Here is a 24,629-nt window from a genome sequence, read left to right as displayed (position 1 = left end):
TTGGCTTTTCTAGGATTTTTTTCCCTATGCTTTTCTCTTGGTGTCTATGCTTTTTTCAAGGTTCTTTGCTGGCTTTCAATCCAGCAGTCCGTTTCTCTGCTCGAGTTGACGGGTGCTGTTTTGAATTCCCTTTGACTTTGATTCGTTAGGTGGAGGTAAGCGGACTCGAACCGCTGGCATCTGCCTTGCAAAGGCAGCGCTCTACCCACTGAGCTATACCCCCTCCGGTTCTAGGTGGGCCATCCTGGACTCGAACCAGGGACCTCACCCTTATCAGGGGTGCGCTCTAACCACCTGAGCTAATAGCCCTCGCTGCGAACCGCACGAAGAGTTTGACAGTTCTTTTTTGATCTTCCTTCTTTGACCTCGACCGACCTCGGGATGCTTTGGTTTGAGGGGCTCTTTTTGGCTCTCCCTGTTTCCAAAGTTGGGTCTCCCTTAAAGGAGGTGATCCAGCCACACCTTCCGGTACGGCTACCTTGTTACGACTTCACCCCAGTCATCAGCCCGGCCTTCGGCATCCCCCTCCTTTTACGGTTAGGGTAATGACTTCGGGCCTGGCCAACTTCCATGGTGTGACGGGCGGTGTGTACAAGGCCCGGGAACGTATTCACCGCCGTATGCTGACCGGCGATTACTAGCGATTCCTCCTTCATGCAGGCGAGTTGCAGCCTGCAATCCGAACTGGGGCAAGGTTTTCGAGATTCGCTTGCACTTGCGCGCTTGCTGCTCTTTGTCCTTCCCATTGTAGTACGTGTGTAGCCCAGGACGTAAGGGGCATGCTGACTTGACGTCATCCCCACCTTCCTCCGGTTTGTCACCGGCAGTCTCCCTAGAGTTCCCACCTTCGTGCTGGCAACTAAGGACGAGGGTTGCGCTCGTTGCGGGACTTAACCCAACATCTCACGACACGAGCTGACGACAGCCATGCACCACCTGTGTTCGCGCTCCCTAAGGCACCCCCAGGTTTCCCCGGGGTTCGCGACATGTCAAGCCCTGGTAAGGTTCTTCGCGTTGCATCGAATTAAACCACATACTCCACCGCTTGTGCGGGCCCCCGTCAATTCCTTTGAGTTTCACACTTGCGTGCGTACTCCCCAGGCGGGAGACTTAACGCGTTAGCTCCGGCACGGCCCGGGTCGATACAGGCCACACCTAGTCTCCATCGTTTACAGCTAGGACTACAGGGGTATCTAATCCCTTTCGCTCCCCTAGCTTTCGTCCCTCAGTGTCAGTTTCGGCCTAGCAGAGCGCTTTCGCCACCGGTGTTCTTCCCAATCTCTACGCATTTCACCGCTACACTGGGAATTCCCTCTGCCCCTACCGTACTCTAGCCTTTCAGTTTCCACAGCCTTTTCGGGGTTGAGCCCCGACCTTTGACTGCAGACTTGAATGGCCACCTGCGGACCCTTTACGCCCAATAATTCCGGATAACGCTTGCCTCCTCCGTCTTACCGCGGCTGCTGGCACGGAGTTAGCCGAGGCTTTTTCCTCGGGTACCGTCAGTTCTTCTTCCCCGAGAAAAGGAGTTTACAACCCAAGGGCCTTCCTCCCCCACGCGGTCTTGCTCCGTCAGGCTTTCGCCCATTGCGGAAAATTCCCCACTGCTGCCTCCCGTAGGAGTCTGGGCCGTGTCTCAGTCCCAGTGTGGCTGCTCGTCCTCTCAGACCAGCTACCGATCGTTGCCTTGGTAGGCTTTTACCCTCCCAACTAGCTAATCGGACGCGAGCTCTTCTGTAGGCGGTTTCCTTTTTACCTCTCGGCTCATTGGGTATTAGCTGTCGTTTCCAACAGTTATCCCCATCCTTCAGGTAGATTCTCACGCGTTACTCACCCGTCCGCCACTGACTTCCGAGGAAGTCCGTTCGACTTGCATGTGTTAAGCAGACCGCCAGCGTTCATCCTGAGCCAGGATCAAACTCTCCGTGTTATCCTCTTGTTAATGAGGACGGAAGAGCTGATTTGCTCTTGGTTCTTTGAGGTCGTTTTTCAGACCTCTTTTTAGTTATTTTGACGAGGTTTTTGTCGGTCAATCCGACTGTCAAACTCTTGTGTTGTCTAGGTTCGGTCGCTCGGTTGCGGCGCACTGCCGCTTTCGAGCGCTTTACTAATCTAGCAATCCCCTTTGCCTCTGTCAACCCTTTTTTGAAAAAAATTTTTCGGGGGGTGTTGCGGGCTTAGATTGGCTTGGCTTTCGCCCGTTCAGCCATCCAGAATTGAACTCAGAAGAACTAGATCGATGATTCGATCGCAGAACAGATAGGTACTTAAGTTGGGTTGCAGTCTTTAAGCTGGGTTTGAACGAAGGAGTGAATGGCTGCCAACCCCTCTTCGATCTCTAGAAGAAGTTGGCTAGCTTGAGAACCTAGTTGGTGGTTTCGTGCGAGCTGTTCGAGTTGTTTGGCGAGGTTGGAGATGGCTCGGGCGCCCATGTTCGCACTCGATCCTTTCAAACGATGGGCCAACTCGATCGCCTCGCCTCGCTGACCGGAGGAGATCGCTATCCCCAGACGGGTTAAATCCGCCGCAGAACTCTCCAGAAATGCTTCGAGCAAACGGCGTTGCAGATTGATACGACCGCGAGAAATGCGATCGAGGCGATCGCGGTCGATTGGCAAATCCTCCCCCCCTTCCCCATTTGCCTTCGATTCGTGCATAGGTTGCCCGATATTGCCGATTCGCTCAAATAGCCAACGATCCAAAACCGCTTCGAGTTCGTGAAGTTCGATCGGCTTGCTGATGTAATCGTCCATTCCAGCCGCCAAGCACTTCTGGCGGTCGTCAGCCATGGCATGAGCCGTCAAGGCAATAATCACGGTATGTTTGCCCGTCGCGCACTCCTGTTCGCGTAATTCCCGAGTTGCTTCGTAACCGTCGAGAACGGGCATTTGACAATCCATCAACACCAGATCGTAATCGCGTTCGAGAAGTCGTTCGAGAACCTCCCGACCGTTACTGACGCATTCCGGTTGATATCCCAACAGACGCAATTGATTGAGAATCACCTCTTGATTGACATAGTGGTCTTCTGCGACCAGCAGCCGAACTTGGGAACGACAGCGTGCCAATTCTCCAGCACGATCGCGATCTAAACGGCCTTCGGCATGGCTACATTCATCCCAGTAAGTCTCGGGAGCATTCGCCAGGGTACTGAGCAATCGGTCGAAGAGCCGAGAAGCACGCACGGGCTTAATCACATATCCTTTAATATTGCCCAGTGGACGATCGCCGTGGGGAGTAACCAATAATTGCTCGATCCGATCGCGATTCTTCAACGTCGTCATTAACAACACCTGAGTACCCGCGATCGCCCCCAACCCCGAATCGGCAATCCACTCGGCAGATTCGGCATCGAGCTGCCAACTATCTACAGGTAACTCAAAATCGACGATCGCCACATCGTAGGGTTCCCCCTCGTCACTCGCCCTTTGTAAAGCGGCAATCGTCCCCTTAACATCCACTGCTTCATCGATATGCATTCCCCAGGCTCGGGTCAAATAACCGATCGCCTGGCGACTGGTCGCATTGTCATCGGCGACCAGCACCTTTAACCGAGCCAACGCCAAAGGTAACGACTGAGATCGGCGTTCGCTTTGTTTTTTAAACCGAGCCGTAAACCAAAACGTCGAGCCAGTGCCTTCTTCGCTTTCGACCCCGATTTCACCGCCCATACATTCTACTAATTGCTTGCAAATCGCCAAGCCCAAGCCCGTTCCTCCATACTGTCTCGTCGTCGAGGCATCGACTTGGGAGAACGCTTGAAAGAGTTTTTTCTGCAAATTCTGGGCAATCCCTTTACCCGTATCGCGAATGGCAAAGTGCAACCACACAGTTTTGCGAGTCTCTGATTGTCGGTATTTGCCCGCACGGAGTCGAACTTGCAAGACCACTTCACCGCGATCGGTAAACTTAATCGCATTGGTCAATAAATTGAGTAAAATTTGACGCAGACGAGCGGGATCCCCCTCTAACCATTTCGGCACCTTGGTATCGATCAAAATTGCCAACTCCAAGCCCTTCTCGTCTGCTTGAGGGGTCACGACCTCGATCGCCTCTTCAATACAAGCATTGAGATCGAACTGAACCGCTTGCAGCTCCATCTCGTCGGCTTCGAGTTTGGAAAAATCCAAAATATCATTGACGATTGTCAGTAAATGCTCGGCACTGCGGCGGATCGTGCGGGCGTAATCGTGCTGGATCGAACTCAGTGGCGTTTCCAATAATAAATCCGTCATTCCCAACACCCCATTCATCGGCGTGCGGATTTCGTGACTCATATTGGCCAAAAATTGCGCTTTAATCCGAGCTGCATCGATCGCCGCTTCGCGAGCTTCGACCAATTCATCGATCCGGTAGCTGACGATCGCAATCCCGCCGATTTGCTCGTGAGACGGCGGCTCGCTCTCTACCGTTGACACTTCGGATCGATACCAGGGATGAATGGCCCATTGCAAATAAATTTGGGTGCCATCTTCCCGATGCCAACAGTCTTCCACGCGAGAGATCGCTTCTCCAGCTAAAGCCCGACGGTGAAGCTGTTTCCATTCTTCGGGCAGGTCGGGAAAAATCTCGTAGTGCCTGCGCCCGATAATGTCGCCGCGATCCAAGTTATAACAGCTCAGCCATTCTTGACTACACGCCAGATAACGCAGTTGCGTATCTAACATCGCCATCGGAACGGGGGCGCGCTTAATAATTTCGCGTAATTGGTGGCGTTCTCGTTCCAGTTGCCAATCGTATTGTTTGCGATCGCTAATATCGCTCAACCAACCTTCCCAGAGAATTTCACCGCCGCCGAGGCGTTCCGGTCGCGCGTTCAACTCGATCCACTTCTGGGAACCGGAAGGCATCAGGAACCGGAATTCGGCCTTCGCGGGTTCTAAGGTGCGGGCGCTGCGAGCGAGGATACGATCCCAGATGGGGCGATCGTCGGGATGGAGGCGATCGAGGAACGTGGCGATCTCGAATTGAATGGCGTGCGCTTCCAAGCCGCACAAATCCTGACAGCGAGGGTCGATCGACGGGATAGCAAGACTGTCGTCGGCGCGTCGTCGCAGTTGAACCCCGATCCCGGGGAGGTGGGCCACCCGTTGCTCGAAGGCAATTCGTTCTCGAATCAGTTGGCGCTGGAGTTGAATTTCTGTGGGGGTGGGTTGGTCGATTTCGCGAAAGATGACGATCGCTCCGAGAATTTCGGACTCGCTTTCGTCGAAAATCGGGCGCGCCGTAGCGGCGATCGCGGTTCCCCCGTTCGACTCGCTCGCGTCTGGAATCCACAGGGGCAAGGCTTCGACGCTTTCCCCTGCGAAAGCCCGAGTCAAGGGAAGTTCGGATGGGGAATAGCGGGTGAGACGATCGCTCTGGTAAATCTCGGGCGATCGCTCGGGATCGTTAAAGTATGCTGCGATGTATCGTTCGAGCAGGTTTTGGGCGACCGACGACCGTCTGCGGGATTGGCTCAGGTAGCTCCGACCGTTGCGATCGCACAGGATCGTGCCGTCGTCACTGGCGGCGATCGCCTGCTGTAGGAGGGTCGATGCCACGTCGGCGCGATCGAGGCTGGAATCATTAGGAAGCTTTAAGGGAAAGGGTTCGGCAGTTTGACGCTCGGGATCGGGGACGATCGATCCGGACCAGAGGGGGCGATCGCTGCGGCGATCGATCGCTGCGGCAAACCCTCGCACGGCTTGGGATCTGCCATCGGGCAAGATTAAATAACCTCGCCATTGCCACGGCTGCCGTTCTCGACTGGCAAGGGCGATCGTGGTTTCAAACTCCTGACGGTCTCGCGGCGCTAGCCAATTGGAAAACTGCTGCCATGGCTTCGCCAGGGAGGGGGACATGGAGGCATCGCAGGCGAGTTGACTGGCATAATCGACGGTTCCGTCGGGTCGAACCCACCATCGAAACAGGTAAGTTTGATAGTTGAGGATCCATTCTTGTCCGGGGTCGATCGCCCGTTCGAGTAAAGTGTCCGATTGTGCGATCGGCTGCTCGTACCGATCGCACTCAGCCGCAAGGTACTCCCCAGCAGCGTTGACAATCGTTGTTGGGGTCGGCTTCGGGGGATGGGAGTGGCGATCGGATAGGCTCATTATTTATGGACGAACGAACGGATGGCGATCGCTCCAATCGATTTTTCAAACTACCGAAATAGTAGCAACAAGTCGAAGAGGTCGTTTTCCGGTGGGACGCAGTAGGTTGTCTGTTGATAGTTTAAATTCTAGGAGAACCTTTTGGATTGGAACTGCCAGTAAGCTCGCGATCGCTGGCGGATGTGGGGGTCTGGAGTTGCTCTAAGTGACCCGAGGTTTTTTCGATCGTTTCGGCATTTTTATCGAGGATTCGAGGGTCGTGAGGGCGATCTTATCCGGTTTGAAGATCGGTTTTGAGGCTCACTTTTGGCAGGCGACTGGGTTGAAAAAGCTAACGACGATCGATCGCCTGGGAGTGTTGTTATATTTTGGGACAGTCCGGGGGATTTCGATCGCTCCTCCCTCCTTAGCAATCCTCAAGAAGGGGCGATCGCACTTCTTTTAGAGGCTAGCTGTTATAGCAATCCTAAATGATTGGTAACCGAAGTAGGGAGCAAGATGCTCCCACTCCCAAGGGGTCTGGGGGGATCGCCCTGACTCGACTGATTTAGGAATACTATATCAATTCAGAAGGATCGCGCTCGTGGCGATCGTGGTTTGAGTCGATCGTCGGCGCGGGCTGCTGGAGGGAAGAAGTGGGAATTTGTAGTTGGACGGTTGCACGGTTTTAAAACTGCTGGGTCGCCGATCTGGGGGAACCCAAAGCGAGAAGAATCGAACCTTGGTTGTCCTTCGACAGCGAGATCTCCGGTTGCACCGATCGCCGAATTTTGCGCTTTCGAGTCAGGGGTAAAACGCAGGATGTTCGGGGTCTATAAAGGCAAAATTTGCGAATTAGGAGAGCATGGCTCGGGCAATCTGGAGGAAGCTCGAACTGATTTCTAAAGGGACGGCGATCGCGAGGCGTCCCGTACAAAAATGCTTGAATGGGATATATTGGAGGCGAACGGAACAAGCGCAATCTAGACGGAATCTTTCAAATTATTGCGGTTGATGTCCGTTGGAAAAAATCCAGGCTACAATCAACTCACTCCATCAATCCCAGCCGTTGGCAGATTGTATGACCAAGATATAGGATAAGGGAATAGCAATGGTCTCGTACCTTTTCTAGGTTCTAGTTTTTCTCTAGGTTCTAGTTTTTCTCGAAGTGACGGTCGCTGCGCCGTTGGCGATCGCCCGTAGAGCATCCATCGGACAATCCCGAGCGGAAGAATCGGCTAATTGTGAGAAAGGAACCGACAAAACCACGAGGGCTTCGCTGTTTTAACGAATGGGTTGGCGATCGCCGAAGGTCTTCAAGCCGAGCGAGCCGACCTGGATCGCGTTCGAGGCCATCGCTCAATCCCTCGATACGTGCTTTCGAGCCGTCAAATTTTCGATCGCTTACTGTATAAAGTCATGCAGCCAGCGATCGGATGGAATCGCCGTATATGACGTTATAGGAAATGCCCAGCAAACCCGTCACTTTAAGGCTACCGGAAGAACTCTTAGCCGCGATCGACGCGCAAGTAGAAATGAGCGAGAGCAATCGCACGGATGTTGTCGTCGAAGCATTAGAACAAGTGTTTTCTAAACGAGGCAGCGAGTCGGAAAAAACGGTCGATGAAGCCCATTTATGCAAGCGGATCGATCGGCTAGAACGGCGAGTGAGCCAGCTTGAAGCGCAAATCGGCGATCGCACGAGCTTGTTAGAGCGAGAAGTGCAATCGACAGGATCGATCGCGGGAGAGACGGCAAAAAGTAATAACAACTGTGCGGATCGTTCTCGTCCGGCGATCGCGGCGCGGGAAAGTTCGTCCGATCTACCAACGGAGACGGAGGCGAGTGCGACACTCGGGAAAGCGCCGAAACGGACTGGGGAATCGGTCAAAGAAATTCGGCAGCCCAAACGCAAGGGGACTGTGAAATCGACCAAAAGTTCTCAAAAGAGGGCGATCGCGGAAAAGTCGTCCAAGGGAGGGGGCAGCGAATGGTTGGCTGTCAAAGAAGCATTCGAGCAGTTAGGGGGCGATCCGAGCGATGTCAATGCTGTGGTGACCAGCCTCGATGGCAGTCGTTCGGTTAAATTCAATCGCTTTCGGGTACTGAGTGCGTCGGACTATCAAGCCTTCGGGTTGGAGTTTCGCCCCGATCGCCGACGGCGGAGATTGCCCTGTTTGCGGCTGTTATAGCGATCTCGCCGGGCGGCGATCGATCCTGAAGATCGGACAATCTCAAGATCGGATTAAAACTGGGATTTGCTATCGCGCACGGCAGCGATAAAGAGAACGGCCCCGAGGGGAATACTCAGGGTTAAAATAATCCCCGTGGTCAGCGAGCCGAGTTCCGGTTCTCCGGAAGATAATTCAAAGATCGAGCCGACGGCGGCGATCGCGGCGATACAAGACCCCATCAAAAACAACGAACTTTTAGGTGTAACGAACATGGAAGTATGAGTAAGTGAACAAATTCCAACCAATTAAAACCACCGAACGGCGAGACCGTCGCCTCTTTCGAGAGGAGAAGGATCGACCCGAGGGGTCGCCTTCGTCCTCCTGCTTTTCCCTAAGCCACCCGCTTCACTGCTTGTAGGGAAAAGCCGTGTTTTGAAAGCTGTTCGGTCAGCGCTAGGGTATTTTCGACGCGATCGACAAACAGAACGCCGTGAAGGTGATCCATTTCGTGCTGGATGCAACGGGCTAACAAGCCACTGGCTTTGAGATTCTGAGGGCGTCCGTGTTCGTCTTTAAAAGAAACTTCGATCGCGCTGGGACGTTTGACATCTAGGTAAACGTTGGGAATGCTCAAACAGCCTTCCTCGTAAACGCACTCGTCGCGAGAATATTTCTTAATTTTGGGATTGATCAACACGAAAGGCGGTGTCGCCGCATTATCCGGTTCGCAGTCTACGACGATCGCCTGCTTGGTAACGCCGACTTGGGGGGCAGCTAAACCAATTCCGTCCGCCGTGTACATGCTGGCGAGCATTTCGCGCACTAACTGGCGTACTTCGTCATCGACGCGAGCAACTCGCTTGGCTGACTGGCGTAAAACGCGATCGCCGAGAAAGTGGATCGTCAGGGGTGGCTTATCTAACTTCGTCTTCTCGACGAGAATTTCAGAAGTCATAGGCTCCTTTTTGTTTTCGTTATCTTTCTTAATCATACAAAAGCTGCCAGACCTCTCGACAACTTCTCGTCGAGAAAATCTGGCAACTTCGCTCAACCGATCGAGGCGATCGCCCGTTTAGGGATAGTTAAACAAAATGAGGGTTCCGACCCCGGAGCCGCCGACATCGTAAGGCGGGAAAGTGGTTGGGGTCAATTCTAAGATGACCGTTTCGACAAAGGATTCCTCGCCGGGATTCGAGCCTGTCGGAATGCCATCATCGAGGGGACTAATGGTGATGGTGGCGCGATCGGTTCCTGCGGGAATCGTCGCCGTTCCAGCCAGCGCTTCAAAGTCCACTCCTGGGGTAGCCGAACTCAAATCCGAAACCGAATAGCCGACCGTGAGGGCATCTCGCTTGTCACCGAGGCGGCGCAAAGTAAATTGACCGTTGCCTTCGGGACCGCCTTCTGCCGCTTCCGGATCCGTGGGAGAAATAAAGATCGTCGGAATATCGTTATCGGCGATCGTCACGGCTGCATTCTCTTCACCTCCAATGGTGTAGTCCGGCGGCCCTCCCGTCAGTGTTAATTCGATAATTTCGTCGAGTTCGCTTTCGTCATCGTCGATGGGGGTAATGTCGATGGTCGCATCCGCTTGGTTGGCGGCAATGGTGACCGTTCCGGTAATCGGATCGAAATCTTCCCCACTGTTGGCCGAACCGCCGACACTGTAGGTCACCGTCAAGGGATTGGGATCGTTGACAATCGGATTGCCGAGGGAATCTTGACGGGTGATCGTAAAGCGTCCGGCATTGCCATCTTCGCTGGCATTTGGCGTGGTTGCGGCGATCGTCACCACGGGCAGATCGTTATCGACAATTTCGATGTCTGCCGTTGATTGCGGGCCGACAGCAGCGATGACGGTCGCATCCGTCGAAGTCGGATTGACTAAGCTGGCTTGGAATAACTCGTTCGCTTCCGCATCCGTATCGTCATTGATACTGATATTGACGGTCTTTTCGGTTTCGTTGGGCGCAAACGTCAGGGTTTGAACCGTATTGTTGAAATCGACGCCAGCCGCCGTAAAATCAGTTCCTCCCGTGGCTCCTTCGGCGCCCGTGCCATTGGCAAAGTTGACATCGACAGTCGCCCCGGCGGTCAAATTGCCGGAACGCGAGACGGTCACTTGAGCGTCGGTCGGCGTGCCATCTTCTGCATAACTGTAAGTCGCCCCAGTAAATTGCAGGATGGTGCGATCGGGATCGTCGTCATCCTCAATAGTCAACACGGCTTCTGTCGTTTGACCCACCCGAGGTCCGACGAGGGTTAATGTCAGGTTTTCGTTATTTTCGGGAAGGGCATCGGCATTGACGGGAATGCGAATCTGCTTCGGTGCCGTATCTCCGTCAGCAAAGCTGACCGCAATGGCGCTGTTGTTGTAGTCCACTCCAGCCGCAAATGGCTCCGATCCTCCCGTAGCGGCATCCACGGGCGGTGTAGCATTCGGGTTGGCCGGACCGTCGCTGAGGGTGACGGTCGCTTCCAAAACCCCATCACTGCCGTTAGAACGAGTCACCGTGACGACGAGCGCCGTACTGTCGTCTTCTAAAACGGTGTAGGTGGGGGAACTAAAGGCTAAGTTCCCGGGGACTTCGTCATCGACAATGGTGAGGGTGGCGGTACGTTGGGCGCCGATGCTGGCTCCTCCCGTCGGATTGGCCAGGGAGAGATTGATAGTTTCGTCGCCTTCTGCCAATTCGTCTTGGGTGATGGGAATGGCGATCGTTTGAGAGGTTTGCCCATCTTGAAATTCGACGGAAATCGGCGCATCCTGATAGTCATCGGGGGATGTAGCCGTTCCGTTGCTGAGGGAGAGACTGGCACCGACGGCGCCCAAATCGCCGCCCGTTCGGATAATCGTTACTGCGGTGACTGGGGTACCGTCTTCGTTGACTTGGAAATTCGCCGCGCCAAATTGTAAGGTACCTGGTTCGTCGGGAAGTTCGGGTTCGGTGGGGTCTGTGGGGGTGGGACCGATCTCGGGTGGTTCTTCGATTGGAGGCAGCCCGGAATCACCGCCGGGAGGTGCGGGCGGCGGCGGCGGCGGCGGCGGCGGTGGCAGAAAGTCGGAGCGATCGATCGTGCTGGCGTTGACTCCTTGGAGAATAATGACATTCCCGGTGAGCAGTTCGCGAACGACCGTATTGCCTGCATTTTCATTAATGCCTTGGCGGATATCGACATCTTCAAACCGCAGCCGTCCGGTGAGCTGAATGAAGTCTTCGCCGTCGGTAAAGTCGGTGACTAAGTTGGGTTGGGCCGGGTCGAAGTTACTGATGCCTTCTCGCAGGACGAATTTATCGGAGCCTTGTCCGCCTCGGAGGGTGTCGCTACCGAGATCGCCGTCGAGAACGTCATTCCCTTCGTTCCCGACGAGGGAATCGTTATCTTTCCCGCCTTGGAGGGTTTCGTCCCCTGCGCCACCGACGAGAATGTCGTTGCCTTGATTGCCGCCGAGGACGTTATTACCCGAGATGCCGAAGATGATGTCATTGCCTTCTCCGCCGAAGGCGGTGTCGTTCCCTTCGTCGGCGGATAGGGTATCGTCGCCTTTATCGCCGAAGAGGAGGTCGTTATTTTGGCCGCCATAAACGAGGTCGTTGCCCTGACCGCCATAAACGGTGTCGGTACCTTGGTTGCCGTAAAGGACGTCGTTATCGGTGTTACCGAATAAGAGGTCGTTGTTGGCGCCACCAATGAGGGTATCGTTTCCGTCTTCACCGAAGAGTAGGTCGTTAACTTGCAGTTCGATGAGGTTGAAGGGGAGGCTGACGGCTTGGAAGGGGGATTCTCCTTGTTCGAGGAGATCGCCTCGGATTAGGTCGTTACCGCTTCCGCCGGAGAGGGTATCGTTGCCTTGACCGCCGTCGATGAAGTCGTTGCCTTCTTCGCCATAGACGACATCGTCTCCAGCGTCGCCGAAGGCGGTGTCGTCGCCTGTGGAACCATAAACGGTATCGTTGTGGTTGTTGCCGTAGAGCAGGTCACTGCCGTCGGCCCCCAAGAGGATGTCTGAGTCTTGACCGCCGTAGAGGGTATCGTTTCCCCCTTCGCCGTCTAGGGTGTCTCGACCTTGGTTGCCGTGGATTTCGTCGTTTCCGAGTCCCCCTTGGAGGTAGTCGTTGCCGAAGGGGTCGAGTAAGGCGGATCTGCCGTTGTTGTTGGCGTCGCCGAAGAGGCGATCGTTACCGGAGCCGCCCCTAACGGTGTCGTTGTTGGCTCCGCCATATACGGAGTCGTCGCCTTCGTTCCCGTCGAGGATGTCGTCGCCTTGGTTACCGAAAATTAAATCGTTGCCTGAGTCTCCGGATAGGGTGTCGTCGGTGAAGGATCCGATAATGGTGTCGTTGCCTTGAAGGGCGTTAAAGTTTTCTCCGTTGGAGAAATCTAGGAAGATGCCTTCGGACGAGTTGGGTTGAGTTTGCTGCGCTGTAGACCCCGCGATCGAATCGTTGTTAGCGAGGGAGAAGGTCTCCTCTGTGTTGCCTGGCATGTTTTGAATCTCCTAATTTGCAGAATCGTCAAGTTGAGAGCGGGTGTGTGAGGATCTCAGTGCGTGCAAATTCACTTGTCGAAGATTCGGTTTCCTCGTGATGTCCGTCGGTGGTTATTCGCGAGGGGTTTCGCAAACGATTGAGATGCACCTGACGGGGGAGAATACGGGGAAGTTGGCGGGGAAACTCGGGTCGGTTACTTCAGGGTGAATACCCAAGGGTTGGGTAGGCTGCTGAAGTGGCGATCGCCCCAAATCTTTCGGTTGAGTGAATTGTAGACCGATAACTCCCTCGATTTAGCTCGGGACTCGGGATTTGGCACCGATTGTCATAAATTTTGGTTGTCGTTATTGTCGTTTATAAGTTCCTTTTTTCCGGCGATCGGGCGATTCCCCAAACGCTCATAAAGCTTACCTGCTGTTTGCCTGAGCGAGCAATATTTAGCGATCGCCACGAGATCGCACGGCAGGTTCGGATCTTGCAAAGCGCAGGCGATCGCCGAAGTGCGAATTCCGCAACTTAATAGATCCCACTTAGATCCCGCTAGATTTCTATATTGCTTTAAAGCAGTATTAGTTCTCAATCGGGATGCGATAAGAGGGGCTTGCTTTGGGATGGGTTGGTCGGGATCGTCCGGGTTAAAGGTGAGTACGTAATTGTTATCAAAAACATTCTTGCTTCAACTTGCCTGTTTTGTGCTTCGGGAAATTGGATCGGGTCAGAAGACTGGTTTGAGGTGGATTATACCCACAATGCTAGAAAAATCGATCGTTGCTTTGGAGAATTGCCGATAGATCCTATTTTTAGGGTTAAATTTAATGATTTTGGTTCAATCAAAGGTCGAAGTCTCGCGCACGATAATTTTTTAAACCGATCGAACGGTCGAATGTATCCAAGGTTACAATTTTCAGAAATTGTGATTGAGAGTGGCGATCGCTCTATCTGGAAAGTGAGATCGAGGTAAATTTAAAAGGATTGGGAAAATTGTTTAAAATTAAAATAGCAGGTAAGCTTTTTATTTCATTATCTAAATTAACGAGATATTTGCCAACTGGGGCAATATATCACTTTAGATCGTTGCAGGCTCTCCGATTCCCATCTAGATTAACTAATTGCCCCATGAGAGAGCATGACCGATGAGGGTGTAGCACTTCATGACAATTAAAAAAGCGATCGCTTCCGGTGAAGATCCTGGGGGGGAGAAAGACTGTATCTTTCTCCACCGAAAAAAGCTAGACAATATCCTTAATTGTAGATACTTTACAAGCAACTCTTCCCCCAGGACATGAAAGTGACGAGATGCCCTGACATTTAACGTTTAACGTTGGTAATGGGCTTGTAACAACCCTTGAGCCCGGGGTTTAAAAATAAGATAGAACAGCGCTTCAAGATAGCGAAGCAAATCCGCACGATTTTCTTTGGAGGTATAATTCCAAAAACCGTAAATCTTCGCGAGAGAGAGCAAACGGGTCGTGTGAATTTTCCACGTGTAGGCGCTGTAAACCCGTTCCATTGCCCGTTCGGAAACTTCTTCCCAATAGTGGGGATGTTCGTCACACTTAGAGACAAATTTGAGGATTTTGTCGGCGGTTTCTTCCAAGTTCGTGGGATTGATATAGAAACCATTAACCCGATCTTGAATAATTTCCAACGGTCCACCGAATTGAGTGGCGAAGGTAGGCAACCCAGAAACCATAGCTTCTAAGATCGTCAAACCGAAGGCTTCAAACAGAGCAGGTTGGACGAAAACGCCTTTGCGATCGGCAATCACGCGATAAATCTCGCCAGAATCGGCTTTCGGCAAACGCACGCCGAGCCAGCGAACTTTTCCTTGCAGTTCGTATTGGTCGATAATGTGGTAAAGTTTCTCAATTTCCGCAACTTCTTCCGAGTCTGTCGAATCCTCAGTGCGTAATTTTCCGGCGATCAAAATCAGATTGCAGCGCTCTTGCAGTTCGGGACTTTGGCCGAAACATTCGGCGAGTCCGGTGAGATTTTTAATCCGATCCAAGCGAGCCATTGAGAAGATCGGGCGCTTGCTAGGATCGTCGAGATTGCCGAAAATTTGGGAGGGGTCGTCCAAAGTAAAGAGCATTTCTTCGAGGCGCTCCGCATTGGCGGGAATGCGGTCTTCTTTGCGCTTGTAAGGGAAATAAACGGCTTCATTTACCCCGGGAGGAACGACATTAAATTTAGGCGAAAATAGCTCGATCCCGTTAACGACGTGATAGAGATCGGGCATGGTGAAACAGGCGTAGGATTCGTATTGACCGATGCTGTCGGGGGTACCGACAATTTCCTGATAGGTACTGCTAATCACGAAGTTCGCCGCATTCATGGCGATTAAGTCGGCGGTGAACTGGAGGGAGAAATGATATTGATTTTCCAGGTCTTGCCAGTAGAGGTTACTAAACAGGTACTTGGATTTTTCGAGGGCGTGAGCGATATTACATTGGGTGACGTTGAGACGTCGGGCCATGAGGAAGGCGACCAAGTTTCCGTCGGAATAGTTACCGATAATCAGGTCGGGTTTCCCTTGAAATTCGGCAAGTAGCTCGGTTTCGGCGTCGATGACGAAGGTTTCGAGGTAAGGCCAAATCTCGAAGCGAGAGACCCATTTTTGGGTGACGTGGGGGTTGAATTCGCGGAAGGGAACGCGCAAAATCCAGCCGTTATCGGTACCGCGAACTTTTTCGAGTCGTTCGTCACACCGGGTTCCTTCGGCTTCGGGGATCAAGCGGCTGAGGATGATGACTTTAGGATGGACGCCGAGAACGTCTAAGCCTTGCTCGTGAAATTCTTGTTGGAGGCGTTTTTCGAGGCTGCGGGCTTGGTCGAGGACGTAGACGACTTGACCCCCCGTGTCGGGACGACCGAGGACGCCTTCTTGACCGAACCAACCGTGGACGGAGATTAAAACGACGCGGAAAATCATCGGAATCCGAGAAATGAAGGATTCCAAGACGGCATCGTCGGGGGAGTCGATCAGTTCGTCGAGAATGTCGAGGGTTTCGCGAACGCGAACGGCGGTGTTGCCCCAACCGGGTTCAAATCCGATCGCTTGAAGGTCGAACCGGAAGTTGTCAAAGGGTTCGTCGTCGGGGCGTTGGGAGACGAAGCCGATGGCTTCTTTGACTCGTTCGGAGAGTTCGCGGCGGTTTTTGATCCGTTCGTTGATCAAAAGCTGTAAGCCGTTGTAGGAATGGAGGCTGAGAAATTCAAAGAGCATTTCCAGCCACTGGCGGGGGTCTTGGAAGAGTTTACTCGACAGGTAGCGGTTGAGGAATTGGACGCCTTTGCCGATATTTTTCGGATCGCGGATGGTGGGGGAGTAGTCGTAGAAGGGTTGGAAGTCGAGTTCGAGGACGTCGCCTTCGCTGGGATGGTGGCGGTCTACGAAACGATCGCGCAGGTCGAGCAAATCTTGGACGGTCATCGATTCGACGGTGAGATCTTCGCCAATCCGATAGACTTCTTGGGAGGCGATCTTGGGACGGACGATCATGCAGATGCTTTCGTCTTCCAAGATCATCTCTTGGGTGTAGTAGAGGAGTTTTCCGAGATAGGAGGAGTGGTAAAAATAGGAGGGTTTTTGATGTTCTTCGCAATATTCGGCGAAGGCTCGCTCGATATCGTTACGGAGGAGATAGCGCTTCTCGGAACTGCGTAATTCGCTGGCAAATTGCCGCAAATCACTTTTTTCGTCACATTTGAGAACGGATTTGATCAATTCGGACATGAAGCCTCGCTTAAAATTTCTTTGTTCGATCGTTTTGGGTTCGGCTTTTTAATTGTAGCGATCGCTCAACTACAGCCGACTCGGGCGATCGAACTCATTTTACCGAACGATGCATCTTACGAAAGGCCGTACAAATCTCCGTATTTCTCTCGGATGTAATCAATAAAGGGGTCTACACTGAGCGATTGACCCGTGACGCGCTGGAGACATTCGTTGGCGGTGTATTTACTGCCGTGACGGTAAATATTGCGTTTGAGCCACTGGTGTAGGGTTTGCAAGTTACCGCGTTCGATATCGACGGGAATTTCTGGATCTTCTGCGATCGCCTGTTGATAAAATTGCACGCTCATCAAATTTCCCAGGGTATAACTTTGGAATCGGCCTCCGATCGCCCCGTCGTACCAATGAACGTCTTGCAGTACGCCGTCGCGATCGCTGTCGGGGACGATCCCGAGGTCTTGGCGATAGCGTTCCCGCCACGCTTCGGGAAGGTCGCGAATGCTCAATTTCCCTTCGAGCAGGGCGAGTTCGAGATCGAAACGAATGGCGACGTGCAGGTTATAAGTCACTTCGTCGGCGTCGGTACGGATGAGCGATCGCCGGACTTTATTGATGGCGCGATAGAATTTTTCAGTGGAAATCTGTCCGAGTTGGGACAGAAAGACACCTTGCAATTGATTGTAAAAATATTCCCAAAATCCCCGACTGCGAGCGACGATGTTCTCCCACAAGCGGGACTGGCTTTCGTGCAATCCACTGGAAGCCCCGCGACCGAGGGGACTAGCTTCAAAAGCTTCGCTAATCCCTTGTTCGTATAAGGCGTGTCCGGCTTCGTGGATGCTGCTAAACAAAGCTTGTCCGAGATGGGATTCGTAAACGCGGGTGGTGATGCGAACGTCGCCGAGGGAAAATTTCGTCATGAACGGGTGCAGGGTTTTATCCTGGCGTCCCCGGCTGAAGTCGTATCCCATCCGGGCGATCGCGCGATGGCAAAACAGCAATTGACGCTCTTCGGGAAAGTGTTGGTGCAAGCAGGAGTCGTCAATTTCACGACGATCGCCGATCGCCTCGACAATCGGCACTAACTGCGATCGCAATTGCTCGAATAACGGTTTCAATTCGGCGACGGTGTAACCGTAATCGGCACTCTGGATCGCCGAATCGGCAATATGGTCGCTCTCTGGGAAGAAACTTGCCCGTTCCCGGCTCAGTTCTAATGTTTTTTCTAAATAGGGTCGGACGATCTCAAAATCGTCGGCTTGGCGCGCTTTGGCCCAGGCTTCGTAACAGGTGGCCCGATGTTGGGAAAATTCGGCGAGGAAGGCGGCGGGAATGCGGACGGCGCGATCGTAGTCCCGCCGCACGATCCGGATCAAACTGGCTTCGTCGCTGTCGTAGGGGCGATCGCGGTATTCGAGTTCCAACCCTTCGAGCAGTTCGCCTATTTTCGGATCGGTAAATTTAGCGTGGGCCAATTGTCTCAGGGTAGCCAACTGCCGCGCGCGCGCGCTGGCACCGCCGGGAGGCATGTAGGTCACTCGATCCCAGTTCAATACCGCCGCAGCTCCTTCTAAATCGGCGATTTCGCGTAGGCGCTGTTGCAATTGAGCCAGTAAGGGTTCGTTATTTTCCGAGGTTGGCACGATTGGGGAGTCGATAGATAGAATCTTCTAGGTTATAGTTTGCCATCTCGTGCCGCTTTCTGTTGGCTTGGCGCTGCGATCGCCTCCGAGGGAGCGCTGACGGAGGATTGTATAAGTGTTCCGGCGCAGACGGCGATCGCCCCGGTCTCGCTCTGTCGCCCTACATCAAGGCTTGAAAGCGCGGATCGCCCTGGAGGACGGCCCATGCGGGATCGGCCAGGCGATCGCGGGCGATCGCCCGTCGAGCGTGCAAGGCGCGTTCCAAACTATCGATCGCCTGCTCTCGGTCTCCCTGTTCTAAATAACAGCGACTGCGGTCGTACCAGAGTTCCCCCTCTTCGGGCTCGAAGGCGATCGCCCGCTCGAAGTCGGCTTGCGCTTCCTGATGGCGTCCGGCGTCCCCCAGGGCCACGGCGCGAGCGTGCCATAGCCAACGGTTTAAATAGCTGTATTGGTCGCCATCAGACGTTTTCTGGGACTGAAGGGCGATCGCGCGGTCGTAACTGGCGATCGCCTCGTCGTGATGCCCCAATTGCTGCAACACCTGCCCCCGTTGATACCAACTCCACTCCCGTTCGCCGTTGAGGTCGAGGGCTTCGTCGTAACTGGCGAGGGCTTCGGTCCAGCGCTCTAAGTCGCTCAGGGCGATCGCGCGATCGTACCAAATCCGCTCGTCTTCGGCGTCGATCTCGATGGCGCGGTCGTAAGCGGCGATCGCCCCTTCGGCGTCGCCGAGTAAATCGAGGACGCGCCCGTAACGGTACCAAACCGTGGCGTCCTCCGGGTCAATTCCTAACACTCGTCGGTAACTACTCAGGGCTTCGTCGTAACGGCGCATCTGCTCTAAGGTCTCGCCGCGACGGTACCAGGCCCAATCGTCTCCCGGGCGGATTTCGAGGGCGCGGTCGTAACTGGCGATCGCCTCGTCGAGCCATCCCGCCTCGCGCAAGGCGCCCGCACGACGATACCAGCTCCAGTAATCGTCCGGTCGGATATCTAAAGCGCGATCGTAACTGACGATCGCTTCTTCCGGGCGATCGCTCTGGTCGAGCATGATGCCAATTTGATAGTAAACCCAATAATCTCCCGGTCTGGCGGCTAAAGCTCGCTCGAAACTGGCGATCGCTTCTTCGTAACGCCCTAAATCTCCCAAGACGTTGCCGATCTGATACCACGCCCAATAATCTTGCGGTTGATATTCTAGGGCTTTGTCATAATATCCTAACGCTTCGTGGTAATGCCCCCCATCTCTCAACTGATTCCCTTGCTGGTAGCAATCCCAGTAATTATCCGGTCGAGACTCCAAAGTGCGCTGGTAATTGGTCGTCAGTTCGTTCACGATCTTCGACTCCCGGGGTGAGCTAACCCGAATTCAAGTGGTTCCTACTCATCAGGATACTGCGCCCAAACCCCTTTCGTTCGAGTTCTCGTGCGAAGATGGAGAACCGTCATCCGCTTAAGAAAAACAGTCATGAGCGAGCCAACGAACCGAGATTATCGAACCGAACGCGACTCGATGGGGGAACTGCAAATCCCCGCCGATGCTTATTACGGGATTCAAACTTTACGGGCGATCGAGAATTTCCCGATTAGCGGACTCAAACCCCTACCCACTTATGTCGATGCTTGCGTTTTAATCAAAAAAGCTACCGCTTTGACCAATGCCGAACTCGGTTGTATCCCGTCGGAGATTGCCGAGGCGATCGTGCGGGCGGCGGACGAAATCCTGCAAGGACAATGGCGCGATCAGTTCGTGGTCGATGTCTATCAAGCGGGGGCGGGGACGTCTCACCACATGAATGTTAACGAAGTTTTGGCCAATCGCGCTTTAGAATTGTTGGGCGATCGCAAAGGGAATTACAGCCGCGTCAGCCCCAACGATCACGTCAACTTCGGCCAGTCTACCAACGACACGATCCCGACGGCGATCCGGGTAGGCGGCTTGTTAGCCCTCGAACACCATTTTTACCCGGCTCTGTCCGAGGCGATCGCCGCTTTGGACGATAAAGCGATTGAATTTAAAGATATCGTCAAATCCGGTCGCACTCACATGCAAGATGCGGTCCCGGTCCGCCTCGGCGAGACGTTCGGCGCCTGGGCTCAAATCCTCACCGATCACTTGATTCGGATCGAAAACGCCGCCAAGGACCTCACCGTTATCGGACTCGGCGGTAGCGCCACGGGAACTGGATTGAATACCCATCCGCAATATTACACCCGCGTCGCCCAAGTGCTTTCGGAGTTAATTCAACTGCCGTTAGAACCCGCTTTGCACTACATGGCGGCGATGCAAAGTATGGCCCCGTTTGTCGGCGTTTCTGGCGCTTTACGCAATTTAGCCCAAGATTTAATTAAACTCTCCCACGACTTGCGCCTGATGGATTCGGGTCCGAAAACGGGCTTGAAGGAAATTCAACTGCCCCCAGTTCAACCGGGATCGTCGATCATGCCGGGAAAATACAATCCGGTGATGGCGGAAATGACTTCGATGGTCTGCTTTCAAGTCATGGGCTACGATAGCGCGATCGCCCTGGCGGCGCAAGCGGGACAACTCGAACTCAATGTGATGATGCCGTTAATCGCTTATGATTTAATCCACAGCATCGAAATCCTCGGCCACACGATCGCTGCCCTGACGGAACGCTGTTTGAAGGGCATTACGGCGAAGGGCGATCGCTGTGCGGAATATGCAGAAGGCAGTCTCGCCTTGGTGACGGCCCTCAATCCTCATATCGGCTATCTCAACGCGGCAGCTATCGCTAAAGAATCTTTAGAAACGGGTAAGTCTCTGCGGCAACTCGTGTTAGAAAAAGGACTGATGAGTGAAGAACAATTAGCTCAAGTCTTAGATTTGCAAAAAATGAGCGCTTTACCCGGATCGGCGCAAGCTCGCTCCCGGGAACTGAGCTAAAGTTAACCCAGAACTACAGGGCGATCGCTTTACCTGTCGAAGCGGGTAGTTTCTAATTAGATGAATTCAGGAGTTTGGATATGGTTAGAGGATCGTTTGCTTCGATGCAAACCGAACCGGAAGTGACGGAGGTAACTTTTTATTATGATGACGGCCATCACGATTCTTTTAAGGTTCCTCTATCTCCCCAACAGTTTCAAGTTCAATTAAACGATCTTTTAGGTCAGGGTTGGGCGATTTTTCATTTGATGGACAATACGGTGATTGTCTGCATGAGTAAAATTACAAAGATTGAAATTAAACCGCCGATTACTCAGTATCAAGTGTCAGGAACTTTCTCAAATGCAGAGCGGGTTACAACTCTGCAACGCGGAGCAAAGGGACGCTTGGGAATTCAAACTTGAAGCTCGAACGAGGAGGGAGTAAACACCGTAAAAGAGCTATCCTATTTGAGTTGTGAAATTTAATTTTTGCCTGACTGACTCCCTCAACCCGTCATTTCGGTGGAAATACTGAATCTACCCACGGAACCGGGAGTTTACCTTATGAAGAATCGGGTTTTTAGTCTGTGTGCTTCTTGTTTCAACTGATTTAGGATGGCTATCAATCGTTGTCTAGGATTGGCGATCGCTCAATAGTAAGGCGGTCGAAGGCGATCGCCCTTCTCAAGTTTTCGAGAGAACCATTTGTTAGATAATCGATCGCTCGATCGCCTAAATGGGATGCTGCAAAAGCGATCGAGATGCTCGCATTCCCGACAGGTCGAAATAATTTCCTCGTCTCGAAGGCGAACGGCTTACCGGATTTAAAGGGATAAAATATCTAACAATTCGATTGAAAAATCCTCTTATTACTCGGTTTCACAATCAGACGAGATCGAGTTTTTTTAAGGGGTCATCCTTGGGAAAAACTTGCAAACGAGGCGATCGCGCATCCGCGCGACTGGCTAAGATGACGAGAAAATTGCTATAACTCAACATCAGAAGTGATTTTATTTTCAAATAATGGCTCAAGTCAGTTTAGTGCGATCGCGCAGTTACGAACCTCAGTTATTAAAACAAACGATCGCTCAGATGCTCGATCCCTGGGGAGGGATGGAGGGCTTTGTCAAACCGGGCGATCGCGTTTTACTCAAACCCAATTTACTCACGGGTTCCCGTCCGACGAAGGAATGCGTCACCCGTCCCGAAATCGTCGCTTGTGTGGCGCAAATGGTGCGGGATGCGGGGGGCGATCCGTTTTTAGGAGACAGTCCCGCCTTTGGCAGCGCGCGCGGGGTGGCCAATGCGAACGGATACGGGGAACTCGTCGAGGCGTTGAAGTTGCCGATTGTGGAGTTCAAAGGGAAGCGCTATCAAACGTTAGGCGATCGCTTCGACCACTTGTTACTGTCTAAAGAAACAATGGAAGCGGATGTCGTGATTAATTTACCCAAAGTCAAATCTCACGTGCAACTGACGATGACGTTGGGGGTCAAAAATCTGTTCGGCTGCGTTCCGGGCAAAATGAAAGCGTGGTGGCACATGGAGGCGGGGAAAGATGTAGACCGCTTCGGAGAAATGTTGGTGGAAACGGCGCGGACGATCGCCCCGAATTTGACGATTGTCGATGGGATCGTCGGCCACGAGGGAAACGGTCCGAGTGGCGGGGAACCGCGCGATTTGGGCATTTTAGCGGCCTCTGACGATGTATTTGCCTGCGATCGCGCCCTCTTGGAGGTTCTCAATGTCGATCCGGCGATCGTGCCGACGGCGGCGGCCTCTCTGCGGTTGGGTTTATGTCCGGAACTCGACGCGATCGCCTTTCCTCACTTGAGACCCGTTGACGTGAGGATCGAGGATTGGAAATTACCGGAAGCCCTGGTTCCGATCGATTTCGGCCTGCCCCGCGTCCTCAAATCGACGTTCCGACATTTATACATCCGCTTAATTCAAGAACCGATGAAAGCCTATCGCGGCCAGAGCAAGGCTTAATCGGGTCGATCTCGCAGCGTCTACTTTGTACAATCGCCGCCGTTGGCGGATTCCACCAAGACGAAGGCGGCCCAATGGGCGAGGTCGGCGTTGCGTTCCCTGGCGGCGAGGGAGGCGAGACGCAAGGCGATCGCCCGATCTCCCGCGCTCTGCCACTCTCGATAAAAATCGAGGAGCAAGGGGGTGGTACTGCCCTGGGGCGGTCGCCAGGAGGACAACAGCAAACTGGGGATTCCGGCGGCGATCGCACTCCAACACAACCAGAAAAAGTGATGGCCTTGCAGGCGCCCGGGTTTGGGATCGCAGCCGCTTAACACGAGCAGTTCCGGATTGTCCCTGCCACGTGTCGATCCCGGCGTCGGTGCGAACAGTTCCCAAATCCGGCACAAGCCATTATGTCGGCGATCTGGAGAAAGGGCGATCGTCTCGCTCAACCCTTGGGTATCTTCGACAAATACGGGGGTTGCCAAATGGACGATCGCCGCGTCGGGCCACTGTTGCAAGACGGCGTTTTTGGTGGCGCGATCGCCTGCGAACGCTTCGACGTTTAAAAAATCGGCGATCGCGAGGGCTTCGGTTTCGCTGTCGCGCAGTGGGGGCAATTGCAACGGCGGTTCGCCAAACTCCAGTACGACTCGGGGCATGTTTACGGAACCGACGACTAAGGCACAACGCGATCGCGTGGGTTGGGGCGATCGCCCTGGGGCTTGGGGCAAACCCAAGGTTTCGATCGCGGGTGCCAACAACAAGGTATGTTTTTCGATTAAAGGCCGTCCCTGGCGATCGGTCAGGGCCGCAAAGGGAACTAAAAAGAGAAAATCTTGGGGAATGACGCTCACCCGTCGGCTCGGATCGTCGGGCAACCATGGGGCGATCGGCTCGATTAAAATTTGATAGAGGATCGCCAGCAGGTCGGGGAGGTCTAACCCGGTTTTGCCCTCGTCGTCAATACGACTGGGGTCGCATTGGCGGGCGATCGCCTTTCGTAAGTTGCGAACCAGTCCGGCGAGGGAGACCCCGTATTCTTGATAGATTTTTTCCAAGTAAATCCGGCGAAACTGGACTTTTCCTTGGGGAGGCACGACCCAGATATAGAGTTCGGTGGCGTAACCGTAGAGGCGATCGAACCCTTTATCGATCCACGGGTTTTGATTGAATAAGTCGTAATCGTAAACTAAGGAATACTCAATTAAGGTCGTCTGCGTGCGAGCCGCCATTTGCGCGATCGCCCGGATATTCGGCGAGGCGATCGGCTCTGCGAAGCCCGTCGCGCGACATTCGTGACTGTCCAGCCACTGCTCGAAAGCCTTAATTCGTCCTTGTTCGCCGACTTCCAACGCCGTCTCGATTCGATTTTGAACGATCAACACTCGTTGAAATCCGCGATAGAGATCCGGAGACAAACTCCCACCCCATACATTCATGATCTCCTGACTCCCGTCAACGGTGCGATCGCCTTCCCGATACTGCTTGAATTACGCTAATCTTCGTTCGACTGGATAGAAGGTCGGCAATACGCCTTCCATCATACTGAATCGCTCAAAATTCGATTAAATTACTTCAGAAAAATTATTATCGTCTGCAGGCGACAAATGAGGAAACCTAAAAAGCAAAAAAGCGAGCAT

At 53.3% G+C, this 24,629-nt stretch carries 13 protein-coding genes, 2 tRNA genes and 1 rRNA gene; 5 read left to right on the top strand and 11 right to left on the bottom strand.

The window, feature by feature from the left end:
* Positions 1-150 precede the first annotated feature (150 nt).
* The 4 genes from JJD41_RS24180 to JJD41_RS24165 all read right to left on the bottom strand — a co-directional run bounded on the left by JJD41_RS24180 (position 151) and on the right by JJD41_RS24165 (position 6,095).
* Positions 151-223 (bottom strand) — tRNA-Ala (locus JJD41_RS24180).
* 12 nt (positions 224-235) lie between these two features.
* A tRNA-Ile gene (locus JJD41_RS24175) sits at positions 236-309 on the bottom strand.
* 131 nt (positions 310-440) lie between these two features.
* A 16S ribosomal RNA gene (locus JJD41_RS24170) occupies positions 441-1,930 on the bottom strand.
* Between the two features lie 337 nt (positions 1,931-2,267).
* Positions 2,268-6,095: a response regulator gene (locus JJD41_RS24165; protein WP_200670440.1), complete on the bottom strand. Its 3,828-nt coding sequence runs from the start codon at positions 6,093-6,095 to the stop codon at positions 2,268-2,270.
* 205 nt (positions 6,096-6,300) lie between these two features.
* On the opposite strand from JJD41_RS24165, the gene JJD41_RS24160 reads away from it, so the two are divergent.
* Positions 6,301-6,540 carry a hypothetical protein gene (locus JJD41_RS24160; RefSeq protein WP_200670439.1) on the top strand — a complete coding sequence of 80 codons (240 nt, stop codon included), beginning with the start codon at positions 6,301-6,303 and terminating at the stop codon, positions 6,538-6,540.
* A 1,000-nt stretch (positions 6,541-7,540) separates the two neighbouring features.
* Positions 7,541-8,266: a ribbon-helix-helix domain-containing protein gene (locus tag JJD41_RS24155; RefSeq protein WP_200670438.1), complete on the top strand. Its 726-nt coding sequence runs from the start codon at positions 7,541-7,543 to the stop codon at positions 8,264-8,266.
* A 53-nt stretch (positions 8,267-8,319) separates the two neighbouring features.
* Here the strand turns inward: JJD41_RS24155 and JJD41_RS24150 are convergent, their stop codons facing one another.
* The 6 genes from JJD41_RS24150 to JJD41_RS24125 form a co-directional block, all read right to left on the bottom strand.
* A complete protein-coding gene (locus JJD41_RS24150; protein WP_200670437.1) occupies positions 8,320-8,520 on the bottom strand; it encodes a hypothetical protein in 201 nt (66 codons plus the stop codon).
* Between the two features lie 119 nt (positions 8,521-8,639).
* On the bottom strand, positions 8,640-9,203 hold the full coding sequence (gene def / locus JJD41_RS24145) for a peptide deformylase (protein ID WP_168568312.1): 564 nt from the start codon (positions 9,201-9,203) through the stop codon (positions 8,640-8,642).
* A 117-nt stretch (positions 9,204-9,320) separates the two neighbouring features.
* Positions 9,321-12,737, bottom strand: coding sequence for a Calx-beta domain-containing protein (locus JJD41_RS24140; protein ID WP_200670436.1), 3,417 nt, complete (start codon positions 12,735-12,737; stop codon positions 9,321-9,323).
* 1,319 nt (positions 12,738-14,056) lie between these two features.
* On the bottom strand, positions 14,057-16,477 hold the full coding sequence (locus tag JJD41_RS24135) for a sucrose synthase (RefSeq protein ID WP_200670435.1): 2,421 nt from the start codon (positions 16,475-16,477) through the stop codon (positions 14,057-14,059).
* Between the two features lie 116 nt (positions 16,478-16,593).
* Positions 16,594-18,120 (bottom strand): carboxypeptidase M32, encoded by a 1,527-nt coding sequence (locus JJD41_RS24130; protein WP_200670434.1) that lies wholly within the window; start codon positions 18,118-18,120, stop codon positions 16,594-16,596.
* Positions 18,121-18,280: 160 nt separating this feature from the next.
* Positions 18,281-19,459, bottom strand: a complete 1,179-nt coding sequence (locus tag JJD41_RS24125; protein ID WP_200670433.1) for a tetratricopeptide repeat protein — start codon at positions 19,457-19,459, stop codon at positions 18,281-18,283.
* 132 nt (positions 19,460-19,591) lie between these two features.
* Here JJD41_RS24125 and JJD41_RS24120 point away from each other — a divergent pair, with 132 nt between their 5' ends.
* The 3 genes from JJD41_RS24120 to JJD41_RS24110 all read left to right on the top strand — a co-directional run bounded on the left by JJD41_RS24120 (position 19,592) and on the right by JJD41_RS24110 (position 23,004).
* Positions 19,592-21,031, top strand: coding sequence for an aspartate ammonia-lyase (locus JJD41_RS24120; RefSeq protein ID WP_200670432.1), 1,440 nt, complete (start codon positions 19,592-19,594; stop codon positions 21,029-21,031).
* Between the two features lie 104 nt (positions 21,032-21,135).
* Positions 21,136-21,435 (top strand): hypothetical protein, encoded by a 300-nt coding sequence (locus JJD41_RS24115; protein WP_234489153.1) that lies wholly within the window; start codon positions 21,136-21,138, stop codon positions 21,433-21,435.
* Positions 21,436-22,035: 600 nt separating this feature from the next.
* Positions 22,036-23,004, top strand: a complete 969-nt coding sequence (locus tag JJD41_RS24110) for an Npun_F2552 family protein (RefSeq protein WP_200670430.1) — start codon at positions 22,036-22,038, stop codon at positions 23,002-23,004.
* Positions 23,005-23,024: 20 nt separating this feature from the next.
* Here the strand turns inward: JJD41_RS24110 and JJD41_RS24105 are convergent, their stop codons facing one another.
* Positions 23,025-24,428 (bottom strand): CHAT domain-containing protein, encoded by a 1,404-nt coding sequence (locus tag JJD41_RS24105; RefSeq protein WP_200670429.1) that lies wholly within the window; start codon positions 24,426-24,428, stop codon positions 23,025-23,027.
* Between the last annotated feature and the right edge of the window lie 201 nt (positions 24,429-24,629).

It is taken from the genome of Oxynema mangrovii CENA135, assembly GCF_016632315.1.
GTDB lineage: Bacteria > Cyanobacteriota > Cyanobacteriia > Cyanobacteriales > Laspinemataceae > Oxynema > Oxynema aestuarii.
This window is presented reverse-complemented; position numbering and strand designations above follow the sequence as displayed.